A 21,642-nucleotide genomic window follows, 5' to 3' on the forward strand; every position below is an offset into this window, starting at 1 on the left:
CGCTGCCATCCAGCGCGGGGCGTCTGCGACGATCTCTTGATCATGACGGAGGGGAGTGTAGGTGCAATCGGTTGAAACTCGACGGATCCGATCTCTGGGAAGGTTCGGCGGCTTGTTCTGGACGGGGCTGACGACCGCGCTCGTCCTCGGCATCGCAGGATGCGCCAACTACATGACGGATCAGCGCTCGGCTGATACACAACCCGCTGCTGACTTGGGTCCAGTGGATGTCGGCAGCGTGCCTCGCGCGCGCTTCATGACGGCGCAGCAGTACTCCAACATGATTGCCGATGTGTTCGGCAGCGATATTCAGATAGGAACGCCGATTCCTCCTCTGATGCGCGCGCCGGATGGTCTGCTGTCCACCACTGCCGGCTCGGTGGGTATCCCCGGCGGCCAGTTGATGCAGTTACAGCGCGCGGCCACGTCCATCGCCACTCAGGTGGTGGACAAAGGTGATATCGGCAAGGAGTTGCCGGCACACCGTTCTTATCTCGTGCCGTGCAAGCCGAAAGCGGATAACGCTCCCGATGACGCTTGCGCGGCGAAGTTCATTCGTTCCACCGGCCGGTTGTTGTTCCGCCGTTCGCTGGACGATGCGCAGGTGGCGGATTGGGTCGGCAAGGCGCACCAAGGCGCCGAGCATCTAAAAGATTTCTATGCCGGATTGGCGGGCGTGCTCGAGGGCATGCTGATCGATCCCATGGTGCTGATGGTGGTCGATACCACCGAGCCGGACCCGGCGCGCCCCGGGCAGCGCCGCCTCGATGCATATTCCCTGGCCTCGCGCCTGTCGTTCTTCCTATGGAATTCTGTTCCGAACGATGCGGTGTTGAAGGCTGCCGAAAGCGGTGAGATCCAGACTCCCGCCGGACGCGCGCGCGTGGTCGAGATGATGCTGTCCAGCCCACGTGTGGAGCACGGCGTTCGGGCGTTCTTCGACGATATGCTCGCCTATGACAAATTCGATTCCCTGGCGAAAGACGGCATGGTCTATTCCAGGGAAAGCGGCGCCGTGTTGAAGGATGCTCGCGAACAGACTTTGCGCACGGCGTACGACCACCTGATCGTGCGCAATCGTGACTATCGAGATCTGTTCACCACCCGCGACACATTCATGTCGCCGGCACTCGCATCGGTCTATAACGTTCCTGCAGTTCCGGGTTGGGCGCCTTATGCGTTCCCTGAGGACAGTCCGCGTGCGGGCATCTTGAATCACGTGAGCTTCCTGGCGCTGCACTCGCACCCGGGTCGCAGCTCACCGACGCTGCGTGGCAAGGCATTGCGTGAGACGCTGTTGTGTCAGGTCGTGCCGCCACCGCCGCCGAATGTAGATTTCTCCGCGGTCGAAGATCCGGATGCGAACCTGCACACTGCCCGTGAGCGTCTGACGGCCCACCGCGCCAATCCGGTGTGTGCGGGCTGCCATAAGATCACCGATCCCATCGGCCTGGCGATGGAGAATTTCGACGGAGCAGGGCAGTACCGGACCAGCGAAGGCGGCGTGACCATCGATGCCAGCGGGAGTCTGGACGGCAAGGCGTTCAACAACCCGCAAGGCCTTGCGCAGGCCCTGCACGATCATCCTGGATTGCCCACCTGCCTGGTCAAGCGGATGTATGGCTATGGGGTGGGTGGCATGACCACCGCGGTCGACAAGCCACAACTGGAATATCTCAACAAACGTTTCGAGGCTTCCGGCTATCGGATCCCCGATCTGCTGCGCGCCATCGTGTTGAGTCCTGCCTTTGGAAATGTGGCCGAACCTCCCGCTGCGCCGGTTCCGGCGATCAAGACTGCGGCTCAATAAGCTTCAGGAGCTATTCGAATGAAAAAAATCACTCGACGCCGTGTACTGCGTGGCATGTTCAACGGCACGGCGGTGGCCGTCGGCCTGCCGCTGCTGAACTGTTTCTTGAACGACAACGGCACCGCGCTTGCCAGCGGTGCGCCCATCCCACAGCGCTTCGGCACCTGGAGCTGGGGCCTGGGCATGAGCAAGTCCATTTTCGTACCGAAGAAGACCGGTCCGGGTTTCGATCTGCCCGAAGAGATCGCGATGTTCGCGCCGATCCGGGACAAGATGAACCTGTACACCAACTACAACGCTTTCCGCGACGCTGCTCCCAACCTGTGTCACACCACCGGCTGGGTCATTCTTCGCAGTGGCAGCGCGCCGTTGAATCAGAATTCAAAGCCGGGCGAGACCATCGACGTGACCGTTGCCAAGAAGATCGGCACGACCACGCGTTTCCCGATGCTTACCGTGACAGCCACCGGCGATCCGCGCGACACGCAGAGCTATGAGAGCGCCACTTCGGTGAACAACGCCGAAGGCTCGCCGCTGGCGTTGTATTCGAGTCTGTTCGGCGCCGACTACCAGGATCCCAACGCCAAGGACTTCAAGCCCAGCCCGAACATTCTGGTGCGCAAGAGCGTGCTGTCCAGCGTCAGCGAGGACGCCAAGAAACTGATGACTCAGGTGGGCGCGGAAGACAAGGCTCGCATCGAGCAATATTTCACCAACCTGCGCGAGCTCGAGCGCCAGCTGGATCGGCAGTTGGAAAAGCCCGAGCCGCGGGAAGCCTGTGTCAAGCCGAAACTTCCGCCGGAGCTGGCCACCGGCGTGGACTTCCAGTTGGTGGCTCAACGTCACCGCTTGTTCACCGACCTGTTGGTCATGGCCGTGGCCTGCGATCAGACCCGCGTGTTCAATGCGACCTACTCGAAGTCGTTCTCGTCCACGACCAAGGCGGGCTACGAGAAGCCGCACCACACGGCCTCGCACGAAGAGCCGCTGGATCCGAAGCTGGGCTATCAGCCCATGGTGTCCTGGTTCCTGCGCCGTGGCTTCGAGGAGTGGGTGTACTTCGTCGAAGCATTCGCGAAGGTCAAGGAAGGCGACGGAACGTTGTTGGACAACATGCTGATCTATGCATCCACGGATCAGTCCTTCGCCAAGATCCACTCCATCGACGGTCTGCCGATGTTCTCTGCCGGCAGCGCCGGCGGCAGGATCAAGACCGGCTTGCACATCGATGGCGGCGGCACGCCCGGCACGCGCCTGGGATACACCATGATGAAGACCCTGGGTGTCGATATTCCCTCCTGGGGGACTCAGTCGAACAACACCTCGAAGGAAATCAGCGAGATTCTGGTCTGACTTCGAAGGGATGAGCAAATGAGACGACTAGTTGGAGTGACGGGGATTCTGCTGGCGTTAGGCATGGGCTGCGCGTCGGCGGCGGAACCGTCTGCCCGTGAAGCGTATGTCAGGGTGCCGATGCCGCCGGGATTCAAGGTGGTTTCCACCGAGCTGGAAGGGCCGGTGTTCGCAGACTCGCGTGGGCGCACCTTATATAAGTGGCCCATCGCTTCGTTGCGTAACGGTTACGCAGGCGATCCCAAGGACAAGTCGGCTTGTGAGGACAAGGTCACGACCAAGACCGGTGGTTATATGAGCCCGTATCCAGGCGGATTGGACCTGCCGGATCTTGATACGCGCAAGAGCTGCGTAGCGCTGTGGCCGCCGGTGGCCGCCGATGCGAAAGCCAAGCCGGTGGGCGACTGGACCATCATCAAGCGCAGCGATGGCACGTTGCAGTGGGCCTATGACCATCAGCCGCTGTACACCTCGCACCTCGATCAATCTCCCGGGGACACTCTGGGCGGTACCAGCATGTTCCGCAGGGGCGGCGATACTCCGGCCGAGCGTACGCCGGTCGGACCGCCAACGGATCTGCCGCCGGGCTTTCGCGTGGAAGGCACACTGAACGGCCGGCTGCTGGTGAATGACAAGCGCTACTCCGTCTATGTGTCCGAAGCCGATGGACCGAACAAATCCAACTGCACCACGGATGTTTGTTTGCAGCGCTGGCTGCCGATACTCGCGCCCGAAACGGCGCAGCCGCAGGGCGAGTGGTCGGTGGTTGAGCGCTCGACCGGTGTGCGTCAGTGGGCGTTCCGCAAACAGCCGCTGTACACGCACATCCGCGACACCCGCCCGATGAGCTATGACGGCAGTGACGAACCGGGCTGGCACAACGTGTACGCACAGTCGGGAGCAAAGTACCCCAAGTCGTTCACCGTCCAGAACACCACCTATGGCGATGTGCTTGCCGAACGTAGCGGCAAGACAGTTTATTTCTATACCTGCGGGGACGATTCGGCGGACCAGCTATCGTGCGATACCTTGGACAGTCCACAGCAGTACCGCATGGCTATTTGCGGCGGCGGGGATTGGGCGCGCTGCCATGAGCTGTGGCATTTCGTACCGGCGGCAGCGGGTGAGAAAAGCGACAGCCGCGTGTGGTCGATCATCTCTGTTGATCCCAAAACCGATCGCCAGGTGTCTGCCGGGCAGGCCGGTTCGGTACGCGTGTGGGCCTTCCGCGGTCGGCCGGTGTACACCTACTCAGGCGATAAACAACCCGGCGAATTCCGCGGTCACTCGATGGGCGAGTGGCAGGGGCGACGCAATGGTTTCCGGGCATTTTGGATTCGGGTGATCTGATATGCGACACGTAACAAAGACGTTGGCGGCGCTGGCGGTGACGAGCTTGACCGCGAGCTTTGCTTTGGCAGATGGCAGCGGATCGATCGCAGACACCCGCACCATCGGTTACGTCACCACCGACCTGCACTGGGCATTTCACCAAACTCAGGATGTGGACAAGGACTGCCCCGAAGGATTGGCCGGCTATGGGCCGCGCGAAACTTTCAAAGAGCTGTATCCGAACGGCGGTCCGGTCGAAAAGACCCAGCTCGCCCGGGAGAGCCTGAAGTTCTTCCCCAACGACAAGCCGATGCAGTTCCCCTACATCTATTCCAAGGCGACGCTCGGTGTCGGCGTGAACCTCGACGGCAAGGTCGGACCGAACGACTATGTCAGTGCAACGGGGGAGCAGGGCATCGACAACGCGCTGCAGAAAGTTCTCGGCTGCAATGCGCAGTTCCGCCGGCCCGAAGGCCAGCTGCAATTGTTTGGTAACAAGTTCGTCCGCACCTCGACCTGGAATCGCACGCTGATCGAGATCACGAACGTCGACAGTCTGACCAAATCAGACAACGTTACCGTGACCATCTATCGCGGCCGCGATCCGGTATTGCTGGACGCTACAGGTGAAGGTGTAGCTCCGGGCGGCACGCAGCGTATCGATATGCGCTGGGGCAAGCCGATCATTCAGCACCTGAAGGGCAAGATTGTCGCGGGCGTGCTGACCACCGAGCCGATCAAGGAAGGTATCTATCCTTGGGCGATTTATAACGATGTGCCAACGCTGCTGAACTGGCGCGACATGCGCCTGCAATTGAAGCTCACCCCCGAGGCGGCGAATGGCCTGATTGCCGGCTACATGGACGTGGAGAGCTACTACACGTGGCTCACCGCCTGGTCCACTCACCACCTTTCTTATGGGCGGCTGGATCCGGCGGAGTTCTACTGGGCGTTGCGCAAGATGGCCGATGCTTATCCGAACGAGAAGGGCGAGATGACGGCCATTTCCTCGGCGCTCACGCTCGACATGGTCCAGGCATTCATTTCGCATCCGGACGCCGACCAGCAGCAGCTGTCGGATGCCAAGCATTGATCCACATTCAACGGGAAATTTCTGAACACATGCGCGGTTATCGTAGTGCGCTCGTCGCCCTGACTCTGTTGTCCGGTATTGCCGTCATGCAGGCGGAGCCTGCACGCGCGGATGCGGCCAACTCCTCGATCGAACTCGAATACATGACGTGGCCGGAATTGAAAGCGGCCCTGGCGGCCGGCAAGACCACGGCGCTTTTCTATACCGGTGGCGTCGAGCAGCGTGGCCCGCAGAACGCCTTGGGCGGCCACAACATGATGGCGCGTCCCATCGTGAAGGCCATCGCCGAGAAGCTCGGCAATGCCATCGCGATGCCGGTGCTGCCGTTCTCGCCAACGGGCATGTCGGCGGAGTTACCAGGCAGCCTCGATCTGCCCGTGACGTTGCTCGGTCCGGTGCTGGAACAGCTCGCCGAGGACGCCATCGTCAGCGGCTTCAAGACTGTGATTCTGATGGGCGACAGCGGTGGCGGTCAGGGACCGGACGGTGTGTATGCCTCGGTCGCGAAGAAGCTGGACGACAAACACAAGGCCAATGGCGTGCGCGTGTTCTACGCGAACGAGAGCTACACCAAAGCCAATCGCGAGTTCAGCGACATCCTGGTCAAGGAAGGCTACCCGCAAGGTGCGCACGCCGGCATCCTCGACACCTCGCTGATGTTGTATCTCGATACCGATAATAAATATGTGCGCCGTGATCAGATCGCCAATGCGCTGGGTGATCCCGTGCGCCCTCGCGGCCAGAAGCCCGAGCCCGGCTACAAGCCGCTGAACAACGGCATCACCGGCGACGCCCGCCGCTCGACTGCGCAGATCGGCAAGCGCTTCTTCGACTACAAGGTCGAGACGGCGGTGAAGCAGATCAAGGCGCTTCAGGCCAGCCGCTGAGCCTTATCCACGCGCGCGCTTTGCCAAGAACGAATCGAGGCTGTTTGCAAATGCCTGACGATCTTTTTGGTTGAGCGCGCCGGGCCCGCCCGTTGCAACCCCGCTGCCTCGCAGTTCGTCCATGAAGTTTCGCATCGCCAGCCGCTCACGAATGTTGTCCTTCGTGTAGAGCTCGCCGCGCGGGTTCAGGGCGTGGGCGCCTTTTTCGATCGCCGCCGCCGCTAACGGAATATCGGCGGTGATGACCAGATCCGCCGGAGCGAGCAGCTCAACGATGCGTTTGTCCGCAACATCGAATCCGGCCGGCACCTGTACTAGGCGAAGGTAGGGCGAAGGCGGGATCCGCAACGCCGTGTTTGCGACCAGTGTGACTTGCACGCGCGCGCGCTCAGCGGCACGAAACAAGATATCTTTGATCGCGTTTGGACATGCGTCAGCGTCGACCCAGATCTGCATCGGAGGCTCAGCTTCTCGATCCTGCCGGGACCATCTTGCCGTCACGCATGCGCACGCACCGCATCTCGATGCCGAGCTCTTCCTCGTAGCGCCGAACCAACCTGGTCTCCACCTCTGTCATCAGTGTGACCGCCAGTCCCCTGGCGCCAGCACGGCCAGTGCGGCCTGCGCGGTGCAGATACGCTTGACTCAGGGTGGGTACGTCGAAGTTAAAAACGTGCGTGACGCCTTTGATGTCCAAGCCGCGAGCGGCGATGTCCGAGGCGATCAACACTTGAATCTCCGCCTTGCGAAAACCATCCATCGCGCGCTTGCGATCCTCCTTGCCGAGCGCCGCATTCAGATCGGCGGCGGGGATCTTATGGTGCGCCAGTCTGAGCGCGACCTTCTCGGCTGCGTCGTTGCGGTGGACGAAAACGATGGCGCGCTCCGGCGCGAGCGCACGCAAAAGTTTGCGCAGCTCATCTGGCTTGTCCCGCTCCTCGCACACGAGGTAGAGATGCTCGATGTTTTCGTTGACCGCGGCGGCGCGCGCCTCGAGCATGAGGACTTCCGGCGCCCACTCCTTGACGATCTCTGTGCTCTGCCGCTCCAGCGTTGCTGACGCGAATATCAGCTGCCGGGTGCGTGGTGCGGCCTGGACGATGGCGCGAGCGGCAAGCAGGCTTGCTTCGCTCAGCAGCCGATCGGCCTCATCGATGACGATGGTGCGAAGGTGCTGTGCCTTGAGCTTGCCCCTGCCGAGCAACTCCGCGATACGGCCAGGTGAGCCGACCACTACGTGCGGTTTCTTTTTCAACTTTTCGATCTGTCGATCGGTGGACGTCCCGCCGATCAGCAGCAGCGAACGCACCGGCCAACCGGAATTTTGCGCCAGCTCACAGCATTGACGATGGATCTGAATCGCCAGTTCGTGCGTCGGCGCAAGGATCACCGCTTGAGTGACGGCTTGATCGATGTCGAGTCGACAGAAAATCGGCAGCAGGTATGCCAGCGTTTTCCCGGTGCCGGTTTCCGCGTGTAGGTATGCATCGCGCCCGTCCAATAAGACCGGCAGCGCTGCGCTCTGAATCGGGGTGGGGCGGCTGATCTGCTGCTGCTCGAGCGCGGCAATCAGTTCAGGCGCTAGCCGCAGCTCGATGAATGTCATGGATCAAAAGCATCTTTCGGTCGAAGCCGCGGGAATCTTATAGAGACGCAGGCACGGCGTCCATCAAGCTGCGAGGGATCGAGCGCCATCCGTACAAGGAGAACTGACTGCTCCGCGCTGTCCGATGTGTCGGGTCAGCCACCAGAACACGAGACCCGCTGCACTGAAGGCCGCGCCGAGAATAGCGACACCGAGCCAACCGAGAAACGCATAGATTGTCGTTGCCGAGATCGCGCCGATGCCGCTGCCGATGGAATAGAACACCATATACCCACCGACGAGGCGGCTTCGGGCTTCAGGGTGCGCGGCAAAAATGAGGCTCTGATTGGTCACGTGGACCGCTTGCACGGACAGATCAAGCAAGACGACGCCGATGGCTAGAGCAATGAGCGAGGAGTGCAGGAGTGCGATTGGCAGCCAGGAACAGGTCAGAAGGACCAGCGCGATTCCGGTTGTCCATTGTCCCAGTCCACGATCGGCAAGACGGCCCGCGCCGCTCGCGGCGAGAGCGCCCGCCAATCCGGCCAGCCCGAACAGACCGATCTCGGTGTGCGAGAGAAATACAGGCGCTGCGCTCAGCGGCAAGACCATTGCGGTCCAAAGCGTGCTGAAGCTTGCGAAAACCAGGAGAGCCAGGACGGCGCGGACTCTCAGAACCGGATCGCGCAGGAAGAGCGTTGGAATGGAGCGTAGTACTGTTCCGTAGCTTTCGGAGGTCGGCATGGTGGCATTGCGCGGCAGGAGCCACGCGAGCGATGCACTCATGACTAACATCAACACAGCGGAGGTGAGATAAACGGTCCTCCAACCCCCGAGATCGGCGATAACCCCCGATACGAAGCGGGCCGAGAGAATTCCGATCACGACGCCGCTGGTGACGAAACCCACGGCGCGTCCGCGTTTGGACGGCGTGGCCAGCGTGGCGGTAGAGACAACGAGAACCTGCACCACTACGGCCAGCAGTCCGACCACGATCATCGCGCCGAACAGCACGCTGGCGCGATGCGCCGTGCCGACAACGACGAGCGCGATTGCTGACAGGAATGTTTGCCCGACGGCCAGCTTGCGGCGATCGACCAGGTCGCCGAGCGGCACGATGAAAAGAAGGCCGAGCGCATAGCCCACCTGCGTCAGCGTAACCACGAGTCCGATCGAGGCCGGGCTGATCGCAAAGGCGGCGGAGATCGAATCGAGCAGGGGCTGCGCGTAGTAGATATTGGCGACACTCATTGCGCATGTGATGGCAAATACGAGCAGCAGGGTGGGTGTCAGTCCACAGGCCTGGCCGGGCTGACGCGCTCCGGCGCCGTTGGTCTCGATGTCTCTGCCTGCCGCTGCCGTCATGCTCGCTTCGCCTGGTGCTTGGTGGTCCTATATTAAGACCACTTGCAGATCCGCAAGTCTAGTTCTATTTTAGGACCACCATGGTGTGCTTCAGGAGGTCGCCCGATGGCGAAGCGGATCAGCCTGGCAGAGGCGGATTGCCCGGTGGCTCGTGCGCTGGACGTGATCGGCGACCGATGGTCGCTGCTGATCATTCGCGACGCCTTCGACGGCGTGCGCCGCTTCAGTGATTTCCAGTCAGGACTGGGCATCGCAAAAGGAATGTTGGCGGCCCGACTGCGCGATCTCGTCGAGCGCGGCGTCCTCGCGACGGAGCCGGCTTCAGACGGCAGCGTGTATCGGGACTACGTCCTGACGGAGCGGGGCCGCGGCTTGTTTCTCGTCGTCGTCGCGCTTCGCCAGTGGGGTGAAGGTCATTTGTACCAAAAGGGCGAGCACCGCTCGCGGCTGGTCGATACGGCGAAGAACGCGCCTGTCGCTCAACTCGAGCTGCGGTCGAGAGATGGCCATGTGCTTCGCTGGAATGACGCGCGCGTTCAGAAGGTCGGTGAAAAATCTGGAGCGCGCAAACGCAAGGCAGCTCGTTGAACCAGAGCCTTCATTGCTTTGAAACACGGGCGAGGTTGCGCTTGCCAATCAGCGGTCGAGCGAGTCTATGCCCACCAGAGTGGTGCCGCAATGTCAACGCCGTTGACTCGTCCGCATGTGAGGGTACTGGGCTGGCTGGTTTCGCTGAGGAAACATTCAGGGATAGTTGCAACTGCATCGGGCTTGACACGTCGTGTCCGCTGCGGTCAGATACAGCCGCCGGGGACATCGCAATCAGAATCAACGAAGGCGATGCGTCGTTCGGGAATCAGCGGATGATCTCGCAGAATAACGTCACGGATGGCGCATGCAGTGGAAACGGCAACCAGCACACCCCGGCCCGCTTGCGACGGCACTTTCGGTCGAAGAGTTCCTCTGGTGTCTGGCCAGTCTCTGCCAGCTCCATCGCCAGCCGTTCGATCACGCGCTCGTCGCTAGCCAGTATCCCGGTCCGCACACCACGCTGACGCTGATCGAAGCGGCAGGTCAGCTCGGTTTGAAGTGCGGCCTGCGGGCGGAGCAGGCGGGGGACGTGCGCAGCTGGGCTTTTCCCTGCATTGCCTTTGTTCGCTCCGGAGGCGCAAGCGACGAGCCGCGGCCGACACTTGTGCTACAAGCGGACGCGGAGCGTGTGCTGTTGTTGAAAGCCGGAGACACGGCGCCAAGCACGCTGCCTTGCAGTTCCTTTGCGGAGATGTTTGCGGGCGAAGTGTTCTTCGCTGCCCCGGCCGCCAAGGCGACGACGGAAGAGCAGGACGGCGCAGCCTCGCGGGCCTTCGGGTTCCGCTGGTTCGTGCCTGAGTTGCTCAAGTACCGGTCGATATGGCGCGACGTTCTGCTCGCGTCGTTGGCCATCCAGTTGATGGCGCTAGCTACGCCGTTGTTCACCCAGGTCGTGATCGACAAGGTCGTGGTTCATCACACGATGAATACGCTCGTGGTCGTCGGCGTCGCGATGGCCGCTTTCATGGTGTTCTCCTCGATCATGTCCTGGGTGCGGCAGTATCTGATTCTGCACACCGGCAATCGCATCGACGCCGTGCTCGGCTCCCGCGTCTTCGAGCACCTGATCAAGCTGCCGCTGCGGTATTACGAGAGCCGCCCGACCGGCACGGTCGTGGCGCGACTGCAAGGCGTCGAGCAGATTCGCGAGTTCATCGCCAGCGCCGCGGTCACCGTGCTGCTCGACTGTCCGTTCCTCCTGATCTTCCTCGCCATCATGTTCTACTACAGCGTGCCGCTCACGCTGCTCAGCCTGCTGATTCTGGGCGTGATCATCGCGCTCAGTATCGCGGTCGCACCGATCTTGCGCGACCGGCTCAATCAGCAGTTCCTGCTAGGCGCGCGCAACCAGGCGTTTCTCACGGAATACATCTCCGGCATGGAGACGCTCAAGTCGTTGCAGATGGAGCCGCAGCTGAAACGCCGCTTCGGCGACATGCTCGCAACCTATATGAGCGCGGGGTTCAAGACGCGGCAGCTCGGCAACACGTATCACACGCTCGCGCAGCTGCTCGAACAGCTGATGACCTTGTCGATTCTGTGCTACGGCGCGTATCTGGTGATGAAGCAGCCGCAGTTCACGATCGGCATGCTCGTGGCTTTTCAGATGTTTGCTGGGCGGCTGTCGCAGCCGTTGCTCAGGTTGGTGGGCTTGTGGCAGCAGTTTCAACAGGCGGATATCTCCGTGCGCCGGCTCGGCGATTTGATGAATGCGCCCACCGAGCCGTACTCGGTCGTTCCGCAGCGTGATGTGAGCGGCGGCGCCGGGCGTTTGGAGATGCGGGCGATCGCGTTTCGCTATTCCGAACAACTGCCTTTCTTGTACGAGAAACTGAGCCTGACCGCTCAGCCCGGACAATGTATCGGCATCATGGGACCGAGCGGCAGCGGCAAGAGCACGCTCGCGAAACTGCTGCAGGGGTTCTATTGGCCGTCCGAAGGCCAGATTCTTCTGGACAATCGCGACACGCGCTATCTCTCCGCCAACGAGCTGCGTCAGCACCTCGGCGTCGTGCCGCAGGAAACCGTGCTGTTCTCGGGCACGGTCTACGAAAACCTGCAGCTCGCCAATCCGCACGCGACGTTCGAGCAGATCGTGCAGGCGTGTCGAATGGCCGAGATTCACGAGGTCATCGAGAAACTGCCGAAAGGTTATCAGACAGTCATCGGCGAGCGCGGCGTCGGGCTGTCGGGCGGGCAACGCCAGCGGATCGCGATCGCTCGCGCGCTGTTGAAACGTCCCAAAGTCCTGATCTTCGACGAGGCGATCAGCAGCCTGGATGCGCACACCGCGGAGCAGTTCGGCAAGACCATCAACTCGCTAAAGGGTCGGGTCACGATCGTGTTCATCACGCATCAGCTGCCGCGCTCGCTCAAGCTCGATGCGGTATATGAAATCGGCAAGCCCGGCGGCGAAGAGAAACGTTTCGAGATCATTCGCGGACGCGCCGCTGACGGTCCTGCGACAGAGGCTTGAGTATGAAATGGAGCTGGGAGCGCTTCAACCCACGGACGGCGGCGCTGGATTTCGCGCCCGAGATCATCGCCGTCCAGCAACGTCCGCCGGCGCCGCTGCCGCGCCTGGTGCTGCACGTTCTGATGATCCTGGTGGCGGTTCTGATCGTGTGGTCGTTCATCGGCAAGCTGGACATCGTCGCCACCGCGCAAGGCAAGCTGGTGCCGAGCACGTATCTGAAGATCGTGCAGCCGGCCGACTCGGGCGTCGTCAAGGAGATCCTGGTGCGCGAGGGCGATCATGTGCGCGCCGGGCAACTGCTCCTGCGGCTGGATACAACGATGTCCGCCGCCGACCGCACCATCGTGGCCAACGAAGTGCAGTTCCGCCGCTTGCAGCTGCGTCGTATCGAAGCCGAAATCAGCGGGCGCGAGATGTCGCTGCGTGCCGGGGAGGTCGCGAGCGGGCTGTATCGCGAGGTCGAGATGCAGGCCCGTGCACGCAGCCGAACGTATCAGAACGCATTGGAAGCGGAACGCTCGGCGCTCGCCCAGGCTGAAGAAGAGCTGCAAAGCTCCCGGGCGCAGGTCGTCAAGCTGGAGCAGGTATTGCCCATACTGAGCGGCGAAGCCGAGTCGCTCGCCGAGCTTGCCAGGAGCGGCCTCGTGCCGAAGTTTCAATCGGCGGAGAAACTGCGGGAGCGCATCGATGTCGAACAAAATCTCGCGTCCCAGCGTCGCACCGTAGCGAGTCTGGAGGCGCGAGTGGCCGCGTCGAAGGCTCGCATTGAAAGCGTGACTTCCCAGTATCGCGAACAGTTGTTGACCGAACGTGTGGAAGCCCAGGCCGCATTGGCCAGGGCAGAGCAGGAGCTTGCCAAACAAGACCATCGCAGCGAGCTGAGCGAGCTGCGCGCGCCGCAGGATGGCGTGATCAAGGACGTTGTGACGTACACGGTGGGCGCCGTCGTCAGTGCGGGCACCGTGCTCATGAGCCTGGTGCCGGTCGATGAAGAGTTGGTGGCCGAGGTCATGGTCGCCAACGAGGATGTCGGCTTCGTGCGCGAGGGCCAGACGGTGAAGGTGAAGCTGGCGGCGTTTCCGTTCCAGAAATACGGCATGGTGGATGGAACGGTCGTGCGTATCGCCGCCGATGCGGCGCCGACGCCGAATGAAGAAGATTCGCCCGATGAAGAGACCAGCGAGCGTTCTCGCATCTCTCCATACAAGGCCGTGATCAAGCTCGAAAGCCAGCAACTCGTCGCCGGCGATTCGCACTGGCCGCTGGTGCCCGGAATGCACGTCGCAGCGGAAATCAAACAGGGCACCCGCACCGTCATGGAATATCTGTTGTCTCCGGTGAGTAAGTCACTGCACGAGGCCGCGAGGGAGCGCTAGCCGATATGGCCAAGAGAATAGAAGATGTGGTCCCGCTCAGCCGCGGGGTCGAGTCGGCGCTGCGCGTGCTCGACTATTCCAAATCCAACAAGGATTGGTTCGATAGCCGCGAGCTCTATGCCGGTTATCACTCGGTATCGATCGAGGGTCAGCGTTTCAAGGGTCAGCGCGATCCGGAACAGCGGCTCGCGAAGATTGCCGGCTACGATTTTGCGGGCAAGCGGGTGCTGGATGTGGGCTGCTCGAACGGCGGTCTGTTGCACGCACTGGCGCCGAAGATCGAGCTTGGCGTCGGCGTCGACTTCAACATCAAGTGCATCAACGCTGCGAACACGCTGCGCGCGGTCAATCGCGCGCACAACTTGAGCTTCTACGCCTTCGATCTGGACAAGGAAGATCTGGGAATGCTGCGCGACTTCGTGCTCGGCGAGCCGGTCGACGTATGTTTCTTCCTGAATCTGTCGCTGTGGGTCAAGCGCTGGCAGGCGGCCTTCGAGACTTGCACCGAATTGACGAAGACCATGATCTTCGAGGCGCATGGCAGCGAGGAACAGCAGCAGGAGCAGCTCACATTCGTGCGCCGTCTGTACTCGAGCGTCGAGATTCTATCGCGGCAGTCCGATGATGATCCGACCTACGCCAAACGGACTATGTGTCTGTGCGAAGGTAAGCCGGGCAAGAAATCGTTCCGGGGATTGCCTGCGGTGCGAGATGGATACCTGAGCAACACCCACGAGACCTCCGTGCAGCGGGCCTATGAGAGTGTGTTTCCGAACGAGCCTGTGCGCTCCGTCCGCTTGTTCCGCGGCACGCAGGAGAGTGTGGTCGCAGAGATCAACGAAACCTACATCGTCAAATTGCCTCGGCCGGCGCGCGGTGTGACAGGCATCCAGCTGGAGCAAGCCGTAACGAACTTCGTGCGCGAGCGGCTCGAGGTCGCAGTGCCGGATCTCAGCATTCATACATCGCCGTTGCTCTTGGCCCGATCTGCGAAGTTGCCGGGCGGCGTGTTCGATAAGGCGCGCTACGAGAAACTCTCCGACGAACACAAGAATGCACTGGCTGCGCAGTTGGCGCAGGTCATGGTGACGTTGCACTCCATCGGCGCCGACGAAGCGGCACAGGCGGGCATTCACCCGGCGCCCTCTTGGCAACTGTCGACGGCGCTGATCAAGGAGCAACTGAGTACGGAGACCGATTCAGCCATCACAGCGCTGCTCCAGGTTGTCGTACGGAACCACGAGGCGCTGCAGGTGCCAGCGGGGAATGTGGTGTTCGGCCATTTCGACCTGCACGGCGGCAACATCCTGGTCGATGAGAATCATCAGCGCGTGACCGCGGTGCTGGACTTCGGCAACTGCAAGTTCGGCGATGTGCACCAGGACCTGTCGGCGGTGAACCTCAGTTCGCCAGATCTGACGGAACGCATTGCGCGGCGCTATGAAGTCCTGACGCAACGAAAGCTGAACAAGCTGCTGGTCGAGCACTACACGACGGTTTTCTATCTCAACCTGCTGGCCGGATTGAAACGCAATGGCAGCGACAAATACGCGTACTGGCTGAGTGAGCTCAATCGTTGGTACGACCACTTGCTAAAGGAGCGCGCGGTGCTGGCGCTGCGCAAGCGGGGCGGCACTTCCATGCTCAGCGCGAACTGGCGCAAGTGGCTGGCGTCGAGCCTGATGAAAGGCAGCGCTCCGCACGATCTGCAGCGAACGATGCGAGCGCAGGGTCTTTCTCACGTGGCCGTTGCGGCAGAGCTGCATCTCCTGCAGCAGCACCCCTATCTGCAAGCAGGCAAGGATATCTATCAGACGCTCGGCAAACGCAATTGGCTGCTGCGTACTTGCGACCGTCTGGCCGCGCTCGATCAGCGCTACAGCCGACAGGTCGAGGTGCGATCGGCGCCGAGCTTTGACGAGTTCGTGCGTGAGTACTACAGCAAACATCTGCCGGTGGTGCTGACCGGCGCGGTCGATCACTGGGCAGCCCTTCGCAAGTGGACGCCGCAGTATCTGCGCGACGCTTTCGGCGATCGTCAGATCGAAGTGCAGTTCGGCCGCGACGGCGATCCGCAATACGAGCGCAACTCCGGCCGGCACAAAAAGAAAATGCTGATGCGTGAGTTCGTCGCGATGGTCGTGGACGGCGGGCGCGCCAACGACTATTACATGACGGCCAACAATACTCGCAACAGCCTGGCCAGCCTCGAGGAGCTGTTTGCCGACGTCGGCGACTTTGCGGCCGGCTATCGCGAGGCGGCGACACTTCGCTCCGGCAATTTCTTCTGGTTCGGACCGCAGGGCACGTTCACGCCGCTCCATCACGATCTCACCAACAACATGCTGGTGCAGATCCTGGGCAGGAAGCGCGTGACGCTGATTCCAGCGATGCAAGTCCCACACGTTTACAACGACACCGGCGTGTTCAGCGCTGCGGACTATCCGAACTTCGATGAGAAACGTCACCCGATGATGAAGAACGTGCGCCCGATCGAGGTGCTGTTGCAGCCGGGCGAGTCGCTGTTCATTCCGGTCGGCTGGTGGCATTGCGTGGAGGCGCTGGATGTTTCCATCAGCGTCAGCTTCACCAATTTCAACGCGCCGAATCAGTTCTCGGCGGACTATCCCAGATAAGTGGTGCTCGCGAGCCGGGACCCTGCTCCCGCCTCAGGAGGTCGTAGCGTGAGATTCGTACGCCGATGGCTGGTGTGGCTGCTGTTCTCGCTCGCTGCTTGTGCTGGAGAGTCGCCAGCTCCGGCCGCGGCCGTTGCGGCGCACGCGGGTGCGTGCGAAGTATCGGACTTTGCCGGCTTCGGGGCTCGGTTCGAGAGTGATGCCGAGTTCCAGCAACGCAACACGAAATCGCCGCTGCAGAAGCTGATCGTCGACGCCATGGCAGACCCGGCGCCTGAACCTGTGGAATCGGTCGTGACGCTGTCGGTACGGGAGATAACTGCGAGACATCGGTTTCGCAGCGCTCGATGCTAGAAGTTTCAAGTCGAGGTATTCGTGTCGTGCGATACATCTTGCTCGCTGTCACCGGTTGCTTGCTGCTGAGCGGTTGCGGGTTGTCTCGTGACCCCGTGCCGCTGCGCCTCGAGCTGCCGTTGCGCGAGCTCGCCAATCGAACGGTGGAGACGCCGATCGAAATCGAATATCGCTGCGTGTACGAGCTGACTCTGCGTCTGCACCATCGAGAGGGGCGCATGCGCGAGTACGAGGCTCTGCTGGTGAACAAAGAATTGCCGGTCGAGATGCGCGTGGAGTTGCGCAATGAGGCAGCCCAGCCAGTGTTGCAAAAATCGGTTCGCGCCAAGCATTTCGGCGAGAGCCCGACGCTCTCCAGCTTTGCAATCGCCAGCACGATTCTGGAGCCGGGCAAATATCAGCTGACGATTGCGAGCGGGGATATTCCATCGCAGTTGCTATCGGCTCTTGCAGAGCTGGTCGTGCAACAGCCGCCCAAAACCCTGTGTCCGAAGTGAGAGATGAGCATGAGTAGCGAGAACAAACGCGCCGCATTGGCACAGAAAGTGATATCCGACGATCCCTCGGCGATTCGTGAGGAACATCGCGATAACGTGCTCAAAGGAGTTGTCGCAGTCGGCATGACGCCCTTCGAGGCGCGGCTCGCGGGCGGCGCTTTCACCTATCACGTCAAGGCCGATCCGGCCGTGTGGCCGCGCGGTGCCAACCCGATGCGAGTGCTGGAGGCGCAGACCCTGCAGCCCGACGCCAGCGTCATCGCCATGACGTTTCGTAACTCGACCCAGTTTGCGACGGCTGGCGCCGTCTCGTTCACTGTTGAATTTTCACAAGGCCGTGTCGCTCAGATCACAACAAAGGAAGTTGAATAATGCCGACGATTACAGTGTTCATTGTCGACCGGGGCACTCGCAGAACCGACGGCGAAACATCCCGGGGCGGTCACATGTGGATCGATACGCCCAACGGCAGTTATGGTTTCGGGCCGATCGAACCGGAGTTGTTCGGGCCGGGGCACGTGATCAACGACGACAATACGCGCTACGAGGAGATCTCCTATGAGCGCGACTTCCAGCTGACCGACGAGCAGTACCGCGAGATGCTGGACTTCCTGCAGGACCCGGCAGCGAGCGGGTTCGACATGGAGTACGACGTCGCTGACAACAGTTGCGTGGACTTCGTGTGGGAGGCGCTGGAGCAGGCGGGCTTCGATACCGACGGCTTCGAAGGCGATCTTTGGCCCGGCAATAATGCCAATGACGTGGAGTCTTTGCCGAGCGTCCCGCAGGACCTCGATGCCGATGGCATTCCCAATCACGAGGATCCCGATATCGATGACGATGGCACGCCGAACGAGTTCGATGCGACGCCAATAGGCTACGACGCCGATAACGATGGTGTGCCTGACGAAGTCGACCCCGATCAGGACAACGACGGTCTGCCGAACGAGCAGGATCCGGACGATTACGAGCAGGACATCGATCAGGACACCATTCCGGACTACGCCGATCCGGACATGGATAACGACGGCATACACAACGACGACGATTCGGACATCGATGGCGACGGCGTGCCGAACGAGGAAGATACGAACCCGAACGATCCGGATCCGCCAACCCCACCGACGCCGACACCACCGACGCCGACGCCGCCAACGCCAACGCCGCCGACGCCAACGCCGCCGACACCGACGCCGCCAACGCCGACGCCGCCAACACCGACGCCGCCAACACCGACGCCGCCAACACCGACGCCGCCAACGCCGACGCCGCCAACGCCGACGCCAACGCCGCCAACACCGACGCCGCCAACACCGACGCCGCCGACGCCGACGCCGCCAACACCAGTGCCGCCGCCGCCGCCGCCGCCGACGCCTCCGATTCCGCGTCGAGATCCATTGGCAATGGATCTGGATGGCGATGGTGCGATCCGGACACTGCCGCGCACGCATGGCGTTCATTTCGATCTGGACAACAGTGGCTTCGCCGAGTCGACCAGCTGGGTGCACGCGACCGACGGCCTGTTGGTGCTCGATCGCAATGACAACGGCTACATCGACGGCGGCGCCGAGTTGTTCGGCACCGAGACGCTGCTTGCAAATGGCCAGTACGCCGAGAACGGCTACGAAGCGCTCGCCGAGTTCGACACCGATGGCGACGGGACGATCAGCGCAAGCGATTCGATCTTTGCCGAGCTGCGCGTCTGGCAGGACGCGAACAGCAATGGCGTCGCTGAATCTGGAGAGCTGCTCGCTTTGTCAGACCTCGGGATCAGCTCGATCCAGGTGGGCTACACGAGCAATCGTTTCACCGATAGCAACAACGTCCAGCACCGTGAGCAGAGCTCGTTTACATACACGGATGGCCGGACTGCGCTGAGCAACACGTTGTGGTTCGATTCCGACCGGCGGCAGACCATTCCAGTCGATGTGCACAACGGGTCGGGTCCCGACGTGCCCGCCGACATCCTGGAATTGCCGAACGCAGTTGGCTTCGGCAACGCCTACTCGTTGCACGATGCAATGACTCGTGACACGACCGGCGAGCTGCAAGCTCTGGTCGAATCGTTCGTCACCGAGAGCGATCCGGCGGCGAGGCGTGCGCTCGTCAGCCAGATATTGATCGTGTGGGCCGGTGCGCAGAATGCGGCTCCGAACGGTCGCGGCAACGCCATCAACGGCCAGCATCTGGCCATTCTGGAGACGTTCTGGGGACAGGCAGCGTTGCAACAGCAGCCCAACGGGCAATACGCGCAGCAGCTGATAAATGTCTACGCGGGCCTGGAGAATTCGATTTACACGCAGCTCATGGTGGACAGTCACGCCGACGCGCTGTTCAACATGACTTCGTTCACTCAAGTCAATGGCAATTGGGTGGGCAACTTCACCGAAGTGAGCGAGCACTTCGCGCAGCGCTTCACCAATGGTGATGCCGCCGCGGCGGCGGAGCTTGCCGAGTTCATGTATGTCGTGCAGGGAATCAATCCCTACACCGATGCACTGTCACGACAGTTCGTCAACGCGCTGGAGGTCGAAGCGGCGCAGCTGCCAGGCGCCACGCGCGACGCGATGTTGAACGTAGTTCGCGGCGGTGACGACGTGCTCGTCGGTACTGGTGGCGCGGACATCCTTAGAGGCTACGCCGGCAACGATCGGATTGACGGACTCGGCGGCGACGATTACCTCGAGGGCAATGAAGGCAACGACCGTCTGTTCGGCGGCGACGGTGTGGACTACGTCATCGGCGGTACTGGCAACGACGAGCTCAGCGGCCAGAACGGCGATGATTTCCTCGACGGCGAGGCCGGCGACGATGACCTCTATGGCGGCGCCGGTTCCGACGTGCTGATGGGCGGCGAGGGCAACGATAGCTTGTACGGCGGCGGTCAATACGGCGGCTCCGGCGGCAACGATGTGCTGGACGGTGGTGCGGGCGATGACTACCTCATGGGGGGTTATGGCAGCGACACGTATCGGTTCGGCTTGGGCGGCGGTCAGGACACGATCAACAACGACTCCGACAGCTACAACGGCTCCGCCGATCCAACCGTCGGCAAGGTCGACGTACTGCAATTCAAGGAAGGGGTGCTTGCGAGCGATGTGACGATCACGCGCTCCGGGGACAACCTGATCTTGAAGATCGCTGGCACGACCGATCAGGTCACGATCCGGAACTACTTCGCCAATGACGGCGTCTCGGCCCGCGGCTACGCGGTCGAGCAGATCCGCTTTGCTGACGGGACGACGTGGGATGTGGCGACGATCAAGGAACGAGCGCTGGTCGCAACTTCGGGTGATGACAACCTCACGGGATATGCGACCGATGACACGATCACTGGCGGTGCGGGTAACGACAGGATCGACGCTCGTCAGGGCAATGACATCGTCGATGGCGGTGATGGCAACGACACCATCAACGCTCACGATGGCGATGACATCGTCGAAGGTGGCGCAGGTGCTGACAGCATCACTGGCGGCAACGGTATCGACCAACTCTCCGGCGGCGACGGCAACGACACGCTGTATGGCAACGCGGGCGATGACGTGCTCACCGGCGGCGCGGGTAACGACAACCTCTACGGCGGTGGTCAGTACGGCGGGCCGGGCGGCAACGACGTGATGGATGGCGGCGCGGGCAACGACCACCTCAGGGGTGGCTTCGGCAGCGACACGTATCTATTCGGCATCGGCGACGGTCAGGACACGATCAACAATGACTCGGACAGCTACAACGGCTCTGCCGATCCAACGGTGGGCAAGGTCGACGTGCTGCAGTTCAAGGAAGGGGTGCTCGCAAGCAACGTGACGATCACCCGTTCAGGCGACAACCTGATCTTGAAGATCGTCGGCACGACCGACCAGGTCACGATCCAGAACTACTTCAGCAATGACGGAGTCTCGGCGCGCGGCTACGCGATCGAGCAGATCCGCTTTGCTGACGGCACGATCTGGGATGTGGCGACGATCAAGGAGCGATCGCTGGTCGCAACCTCGGGTGATGACAACCTCATCGGCTATGCCACCAATGACACGATTACTGGCGGCGCCGGCAACGACACGATCGACGCTCGTCAGGGTAATGACATCGTCGACGGCGGCGACGGCAACGACACGATCGACGCTGACGATGGCGATGACATCGTCGAAGGCGGTGCAGGTACAGACAACATCACCGGCGGCAACGGTATCGATCAGCTGTCGGGTGGTGACGGCAACGACACGCTGTATGGCAACGCGGGCGACGACGTTCTCACCGGCGGTGCCGGCAATGACAACCTCTACGGCGGTG

16 protein-coding genes are annotated in these 21,642 nt (G+C 61.6%); 13 read left to right on the forward strand and 3 right to left on the reverse strand.

Annotated features, from left to right (window positions below; translation table 11 throughout):
• The first annotated feature begins 61 nt into the window (after positions 1 to 61).
• The 5 genes from EK373_RS13805 to EK373_RS13825 are packed head-to-tail and all read left to right on the forward strand — an operon-like array spanning position 62 to position 6,475.
• A complete protein-coding gene (locus EK373_RS13805) occupies positions 62 to 1,810 on the forward strand; it encodes a DUF1588 domain-containing protein (protein WP_129643202.1) in 1,749 nt (582 codons plus the stop codon).
• 18 nt (positions 1,811 to 1,828) lie between these two features.
• Positions 1,829 to 3,163, forward strand: a complete 1,335-nt coding sequence (locus tag EK373_RS13810) for a DUF1552 domain-containing protein (RefSeq protein ID WP_129643203.1) — start codon at positions 1,829 to 1,831, stop codon at positions 3,161 to 3,163.
• A gap of 18 nt (positions 3,164 to 3,181) precedes the next feature.
• Positions 3,182 to 4,513, forward strand: a complete 1,332-nt coding sequence (locus EK373_RS13815) for a COG4315 family predicted lipoprotein (protein WP_198683288.1) — start codon at positions 3,182 to 3,184, stop codon at positions 4,511 to 4,513.
• A gap of 1 nt (position 4,514) precedes the next feature.
• The gene (locus EK373_RS13820; RefSeq protein ID WP_129643204.1) at positions 4,515 to 5,588 is read left to right on the forward strand and encodes a hypothetical protein; all 1,074 of its coding nucleotides are present in this window, start codon (positions 4,515 to 4,517) and stop codon (positions 5,586 to 5,588) included.
• Between the two features lie 29 nt (positions 5,589 to 5,617).
• A complete protein-coding gene (locus tag EK373_RS13825) occupies positions 5,618 to 6,475 on the forward strand; it encodes a creatininase family protein (RefSeq protein ID WP_129643205.1) in 858 nt (285 codons plus the stop codon).
• A gap of 3 nt (positions 6,476 to 6,478) precedes the next feature.
• On the opposite strand, the gene EK373_RS13830 is transcribed toward EK373_RS13825, so the two are convergent.
• From EK373_RS13830 to EK373_RS13840, 3 genes are all read right to left on the reverse strand, one after another.
• Positions 6,479 to 6,931 carry a YaiI/YqxD family protein gene (locus EK373_RS13830; RefSeq protein ID WP_129643206.1) on the reverse strand — a complete coding sequence of 151 codons (453 nt, stop codon included), beginning with the start codon at positions 6,929 to 6,931 and terminating at the stop codon, positions 6,479 to 6,481.
• Positions 6,932 to 6,938: 7 nt separating this feature from the next.
• Positions 6,939 to 8,081 (reverse strand): DEAD/DEAH box helicase, encoded by a 1,143-nt coding sequence (locus EK373_RS13835; RefSeq protein WP_129643207.1) that lies wholly within the window; start codon positions 8,079 to 8,081, stop codon positions 6,939 to 6,941.
• A gap of 63 nt (positions 8,082 to 8,144) precedes the next feature.
• On the reverse strand, positions 8,145 to 9,311 hold the full coding sequence (locus EK373_RS13840; RefSeq protein WP_198683289.1) for an MFS transporter: 1,167 nt from the start codon (positions 9,309 to 9,311) through the stop codon (positions 8,145 to 8,147).
• Between the two features lie 219 nt (positions 9,312 to 9,530).
• Here EK373_RS13840 and EK373_RS13845 point away from each other — a divergent pair, with 219 nt between their 5' ends.
• The 8 genes from EK373_RS13845 to EK373_RS13890 all read left to right on the forward strand — a co-directional run.
• Positions 9,531 to 10,013 carry a winged helix-turn-helix transcriptional regulator gene (locus EK373_RS13845; protein WP_129643209.1) on the forward strand — a complete coding sequence of 161 codons (483 nt, stop codon included), beginning with the start codon at positions 9,531 to 9,533 and terminating at the stop codon, positions 10,011 to 10,013.
• A 307-nt stretch (positions 10,014 to 10,320) separates the two neighbouring features.
• Positions 10,321 to 12,492 (forward strand): peptidase domain-containing ABC transporter, encoded by a 2,172-nt coding sequence (locus EK373_RS13850; RefSeq protein WP_129643210.1) that lies wholly within the window; start codon positions 10,321 to 10,323, stop codon positions 12,490 to 12,492.
• Positions 12,493 to 12,494: 2 nt separating this feature from the next.
• A complete protein-coding gene (locus tag EK373_RS13855; protein WP_129643211.1) occupies positions 12,495 to 13,868 on the forward strand; it encodes an HlyD family type I secretion periplasmic adaptor subunit in 1,374 nt (457 codons plus the stop codon).
• A 5-nt stretch (positions 13,869 to 13,873) separates the two neighbouring features.
• A complete protein-coding gene (locus EK373_RS13860; protein ID WP_129643212.1) occupies positions 13,874 to 16,504 on the forward strand; it encodes a cupin-like domain-containing protein in 2,631 nt (876 codons plus the stop codon).
• Between the two features lie 48 nt (positions 16,505 to 16,552).
• A complete protein-coding gene (locus EK373_RS13865) occupies positions 16,553 to 16,858 on the forward strand; it encodes a hypothetical protein (RefSeq protein WP_129643213.1) in 306 nt (101 codons plus the stop codon).
• A gap of 26 nt (positions 16,859 to 16,884) precedes the next feature.
• On the forward strand, positions 16,885 to 17,355 hold the full coding sequence (locus EK373_RS13870) for a hypothetical protein (RefSeq protein ID WP_129643214.1): 471 nt from the start codon (positions 16,885 to 16,887) through the stop codon (positions 17,353 to 17,355).
• A 9-nt stretch (positions 17,356 to 17,364) separates the two neighbouring features.
• Positions 17,365 to 17,727, forward strand: coding sequence for a hypothetical protein (locus tag EK373_RS13875; protein WP_232831084.1), 363 nt, complete (start codon positions 17,365 to 17,367; stop codon positions 17,725 to 17,727).
• On the forward strand, positions 17,727 to 21,642 hold a 3,916-nt coding region (locus EK373_RS13890), incomplete at its 3' end, for a calcium-binding protein (protein ID WP_232831085.1). The genes EK373_RS13875 and EK373_RS13890, both read left to right, overlap by 1 nt.

Source organism: Peristeroidobacter agariperforans, assembly GCF_004138335.1.
In the GTDB taxonomy this organism is placed as follows: domain Bacteria; phylum Pseudomonadota; class Gammaproteobacteria; order Steroidobacterales; family Steroidobacteraceae; genus Steroidobacter; species Steroidobacter agariperforans.

Coding starts and splice junctions, on each gene's coding strand:
- EK373_RS13810 (WP_129643203.1), top strand. CDS start 1,829: ATGAAAAAAATCACTCGACGCCGTGTACTGCGTGGCATGTTCAACGGC.
- EK373_RS13815 (WP_198683288.1), top strand. CDS start 3,182: ATGAGACGACTAGTTGGAGTGACGGGGATTCTGCTGGCGTTAGGCATG.
- EK373_RS13820 (WP_129643204.1), top strand. CDS start 4,515: ATGCGACACGTAACAAAGACGTTGGCGGCGCTGGCGGTGACGAGCTTG.
- EK373_RS13825 (WP_129643205.1), top strand. CDS start 5,618: ATGCGCGGTTATCGTAGTGCGCTCGTCGCCCTGACTCTGTTGTCCGGT.
- EK373_RS13830 (WP_129643206.1), bottom strand. CDS start 6,931: ATGCAGATCTGGGTCGACGCTGACGCATGTCCAAACGCGATCAAAGAT.
- EK373_RS13835 (WP_129643207.1), bottom strand. CDS start 8,081: ATGACATTCATCGAGCTGCGGCTAGCGCCTGAACTGATTGCCGCGCTC.
- EK373_RS13840 (WP_198683289.1), bottom strand. CDS start 9,311: ATGAGTGTCGCCAATATCTACTACGCGCAGCCCCTGCTCGATTCGATC.
- EK373_RS13845 (WP_129643209.1), top strand. CDS start 9,531: ATGGCGAAGCGGATCAGCCTGGCAGAGGCGGATTGCCCGGTGGCTCGT.
- EK373_RS13850 (WP_129643210.1), top strand. CDS start 10,321: ATGCAGTGGAAACGGCAACCAGCACACCCCGGCCCGCTTGCGACGGCA.
- EK373_RS13855 (WP_129643211.1), top strand. CDS start 12,495: ATGAAATGGAGCTGGGAGCGCTTCAACCCACGGACGGCGGCGCTGGAT.
- EK373_RS13860 (WP_129643212.1), top strand. CDS start 13,874: ATGGCCAAGAGAATAGAAGATGTGGTCCCGCTCAGCCGCGGGGTCGAG.
- EK373_RS13875 (WP_232831084.1), top strand. CDS start 17,365: ATGAGTAGCGAGAACAAACGCGCCGCATTGGCACAGAAAGTGATATCC.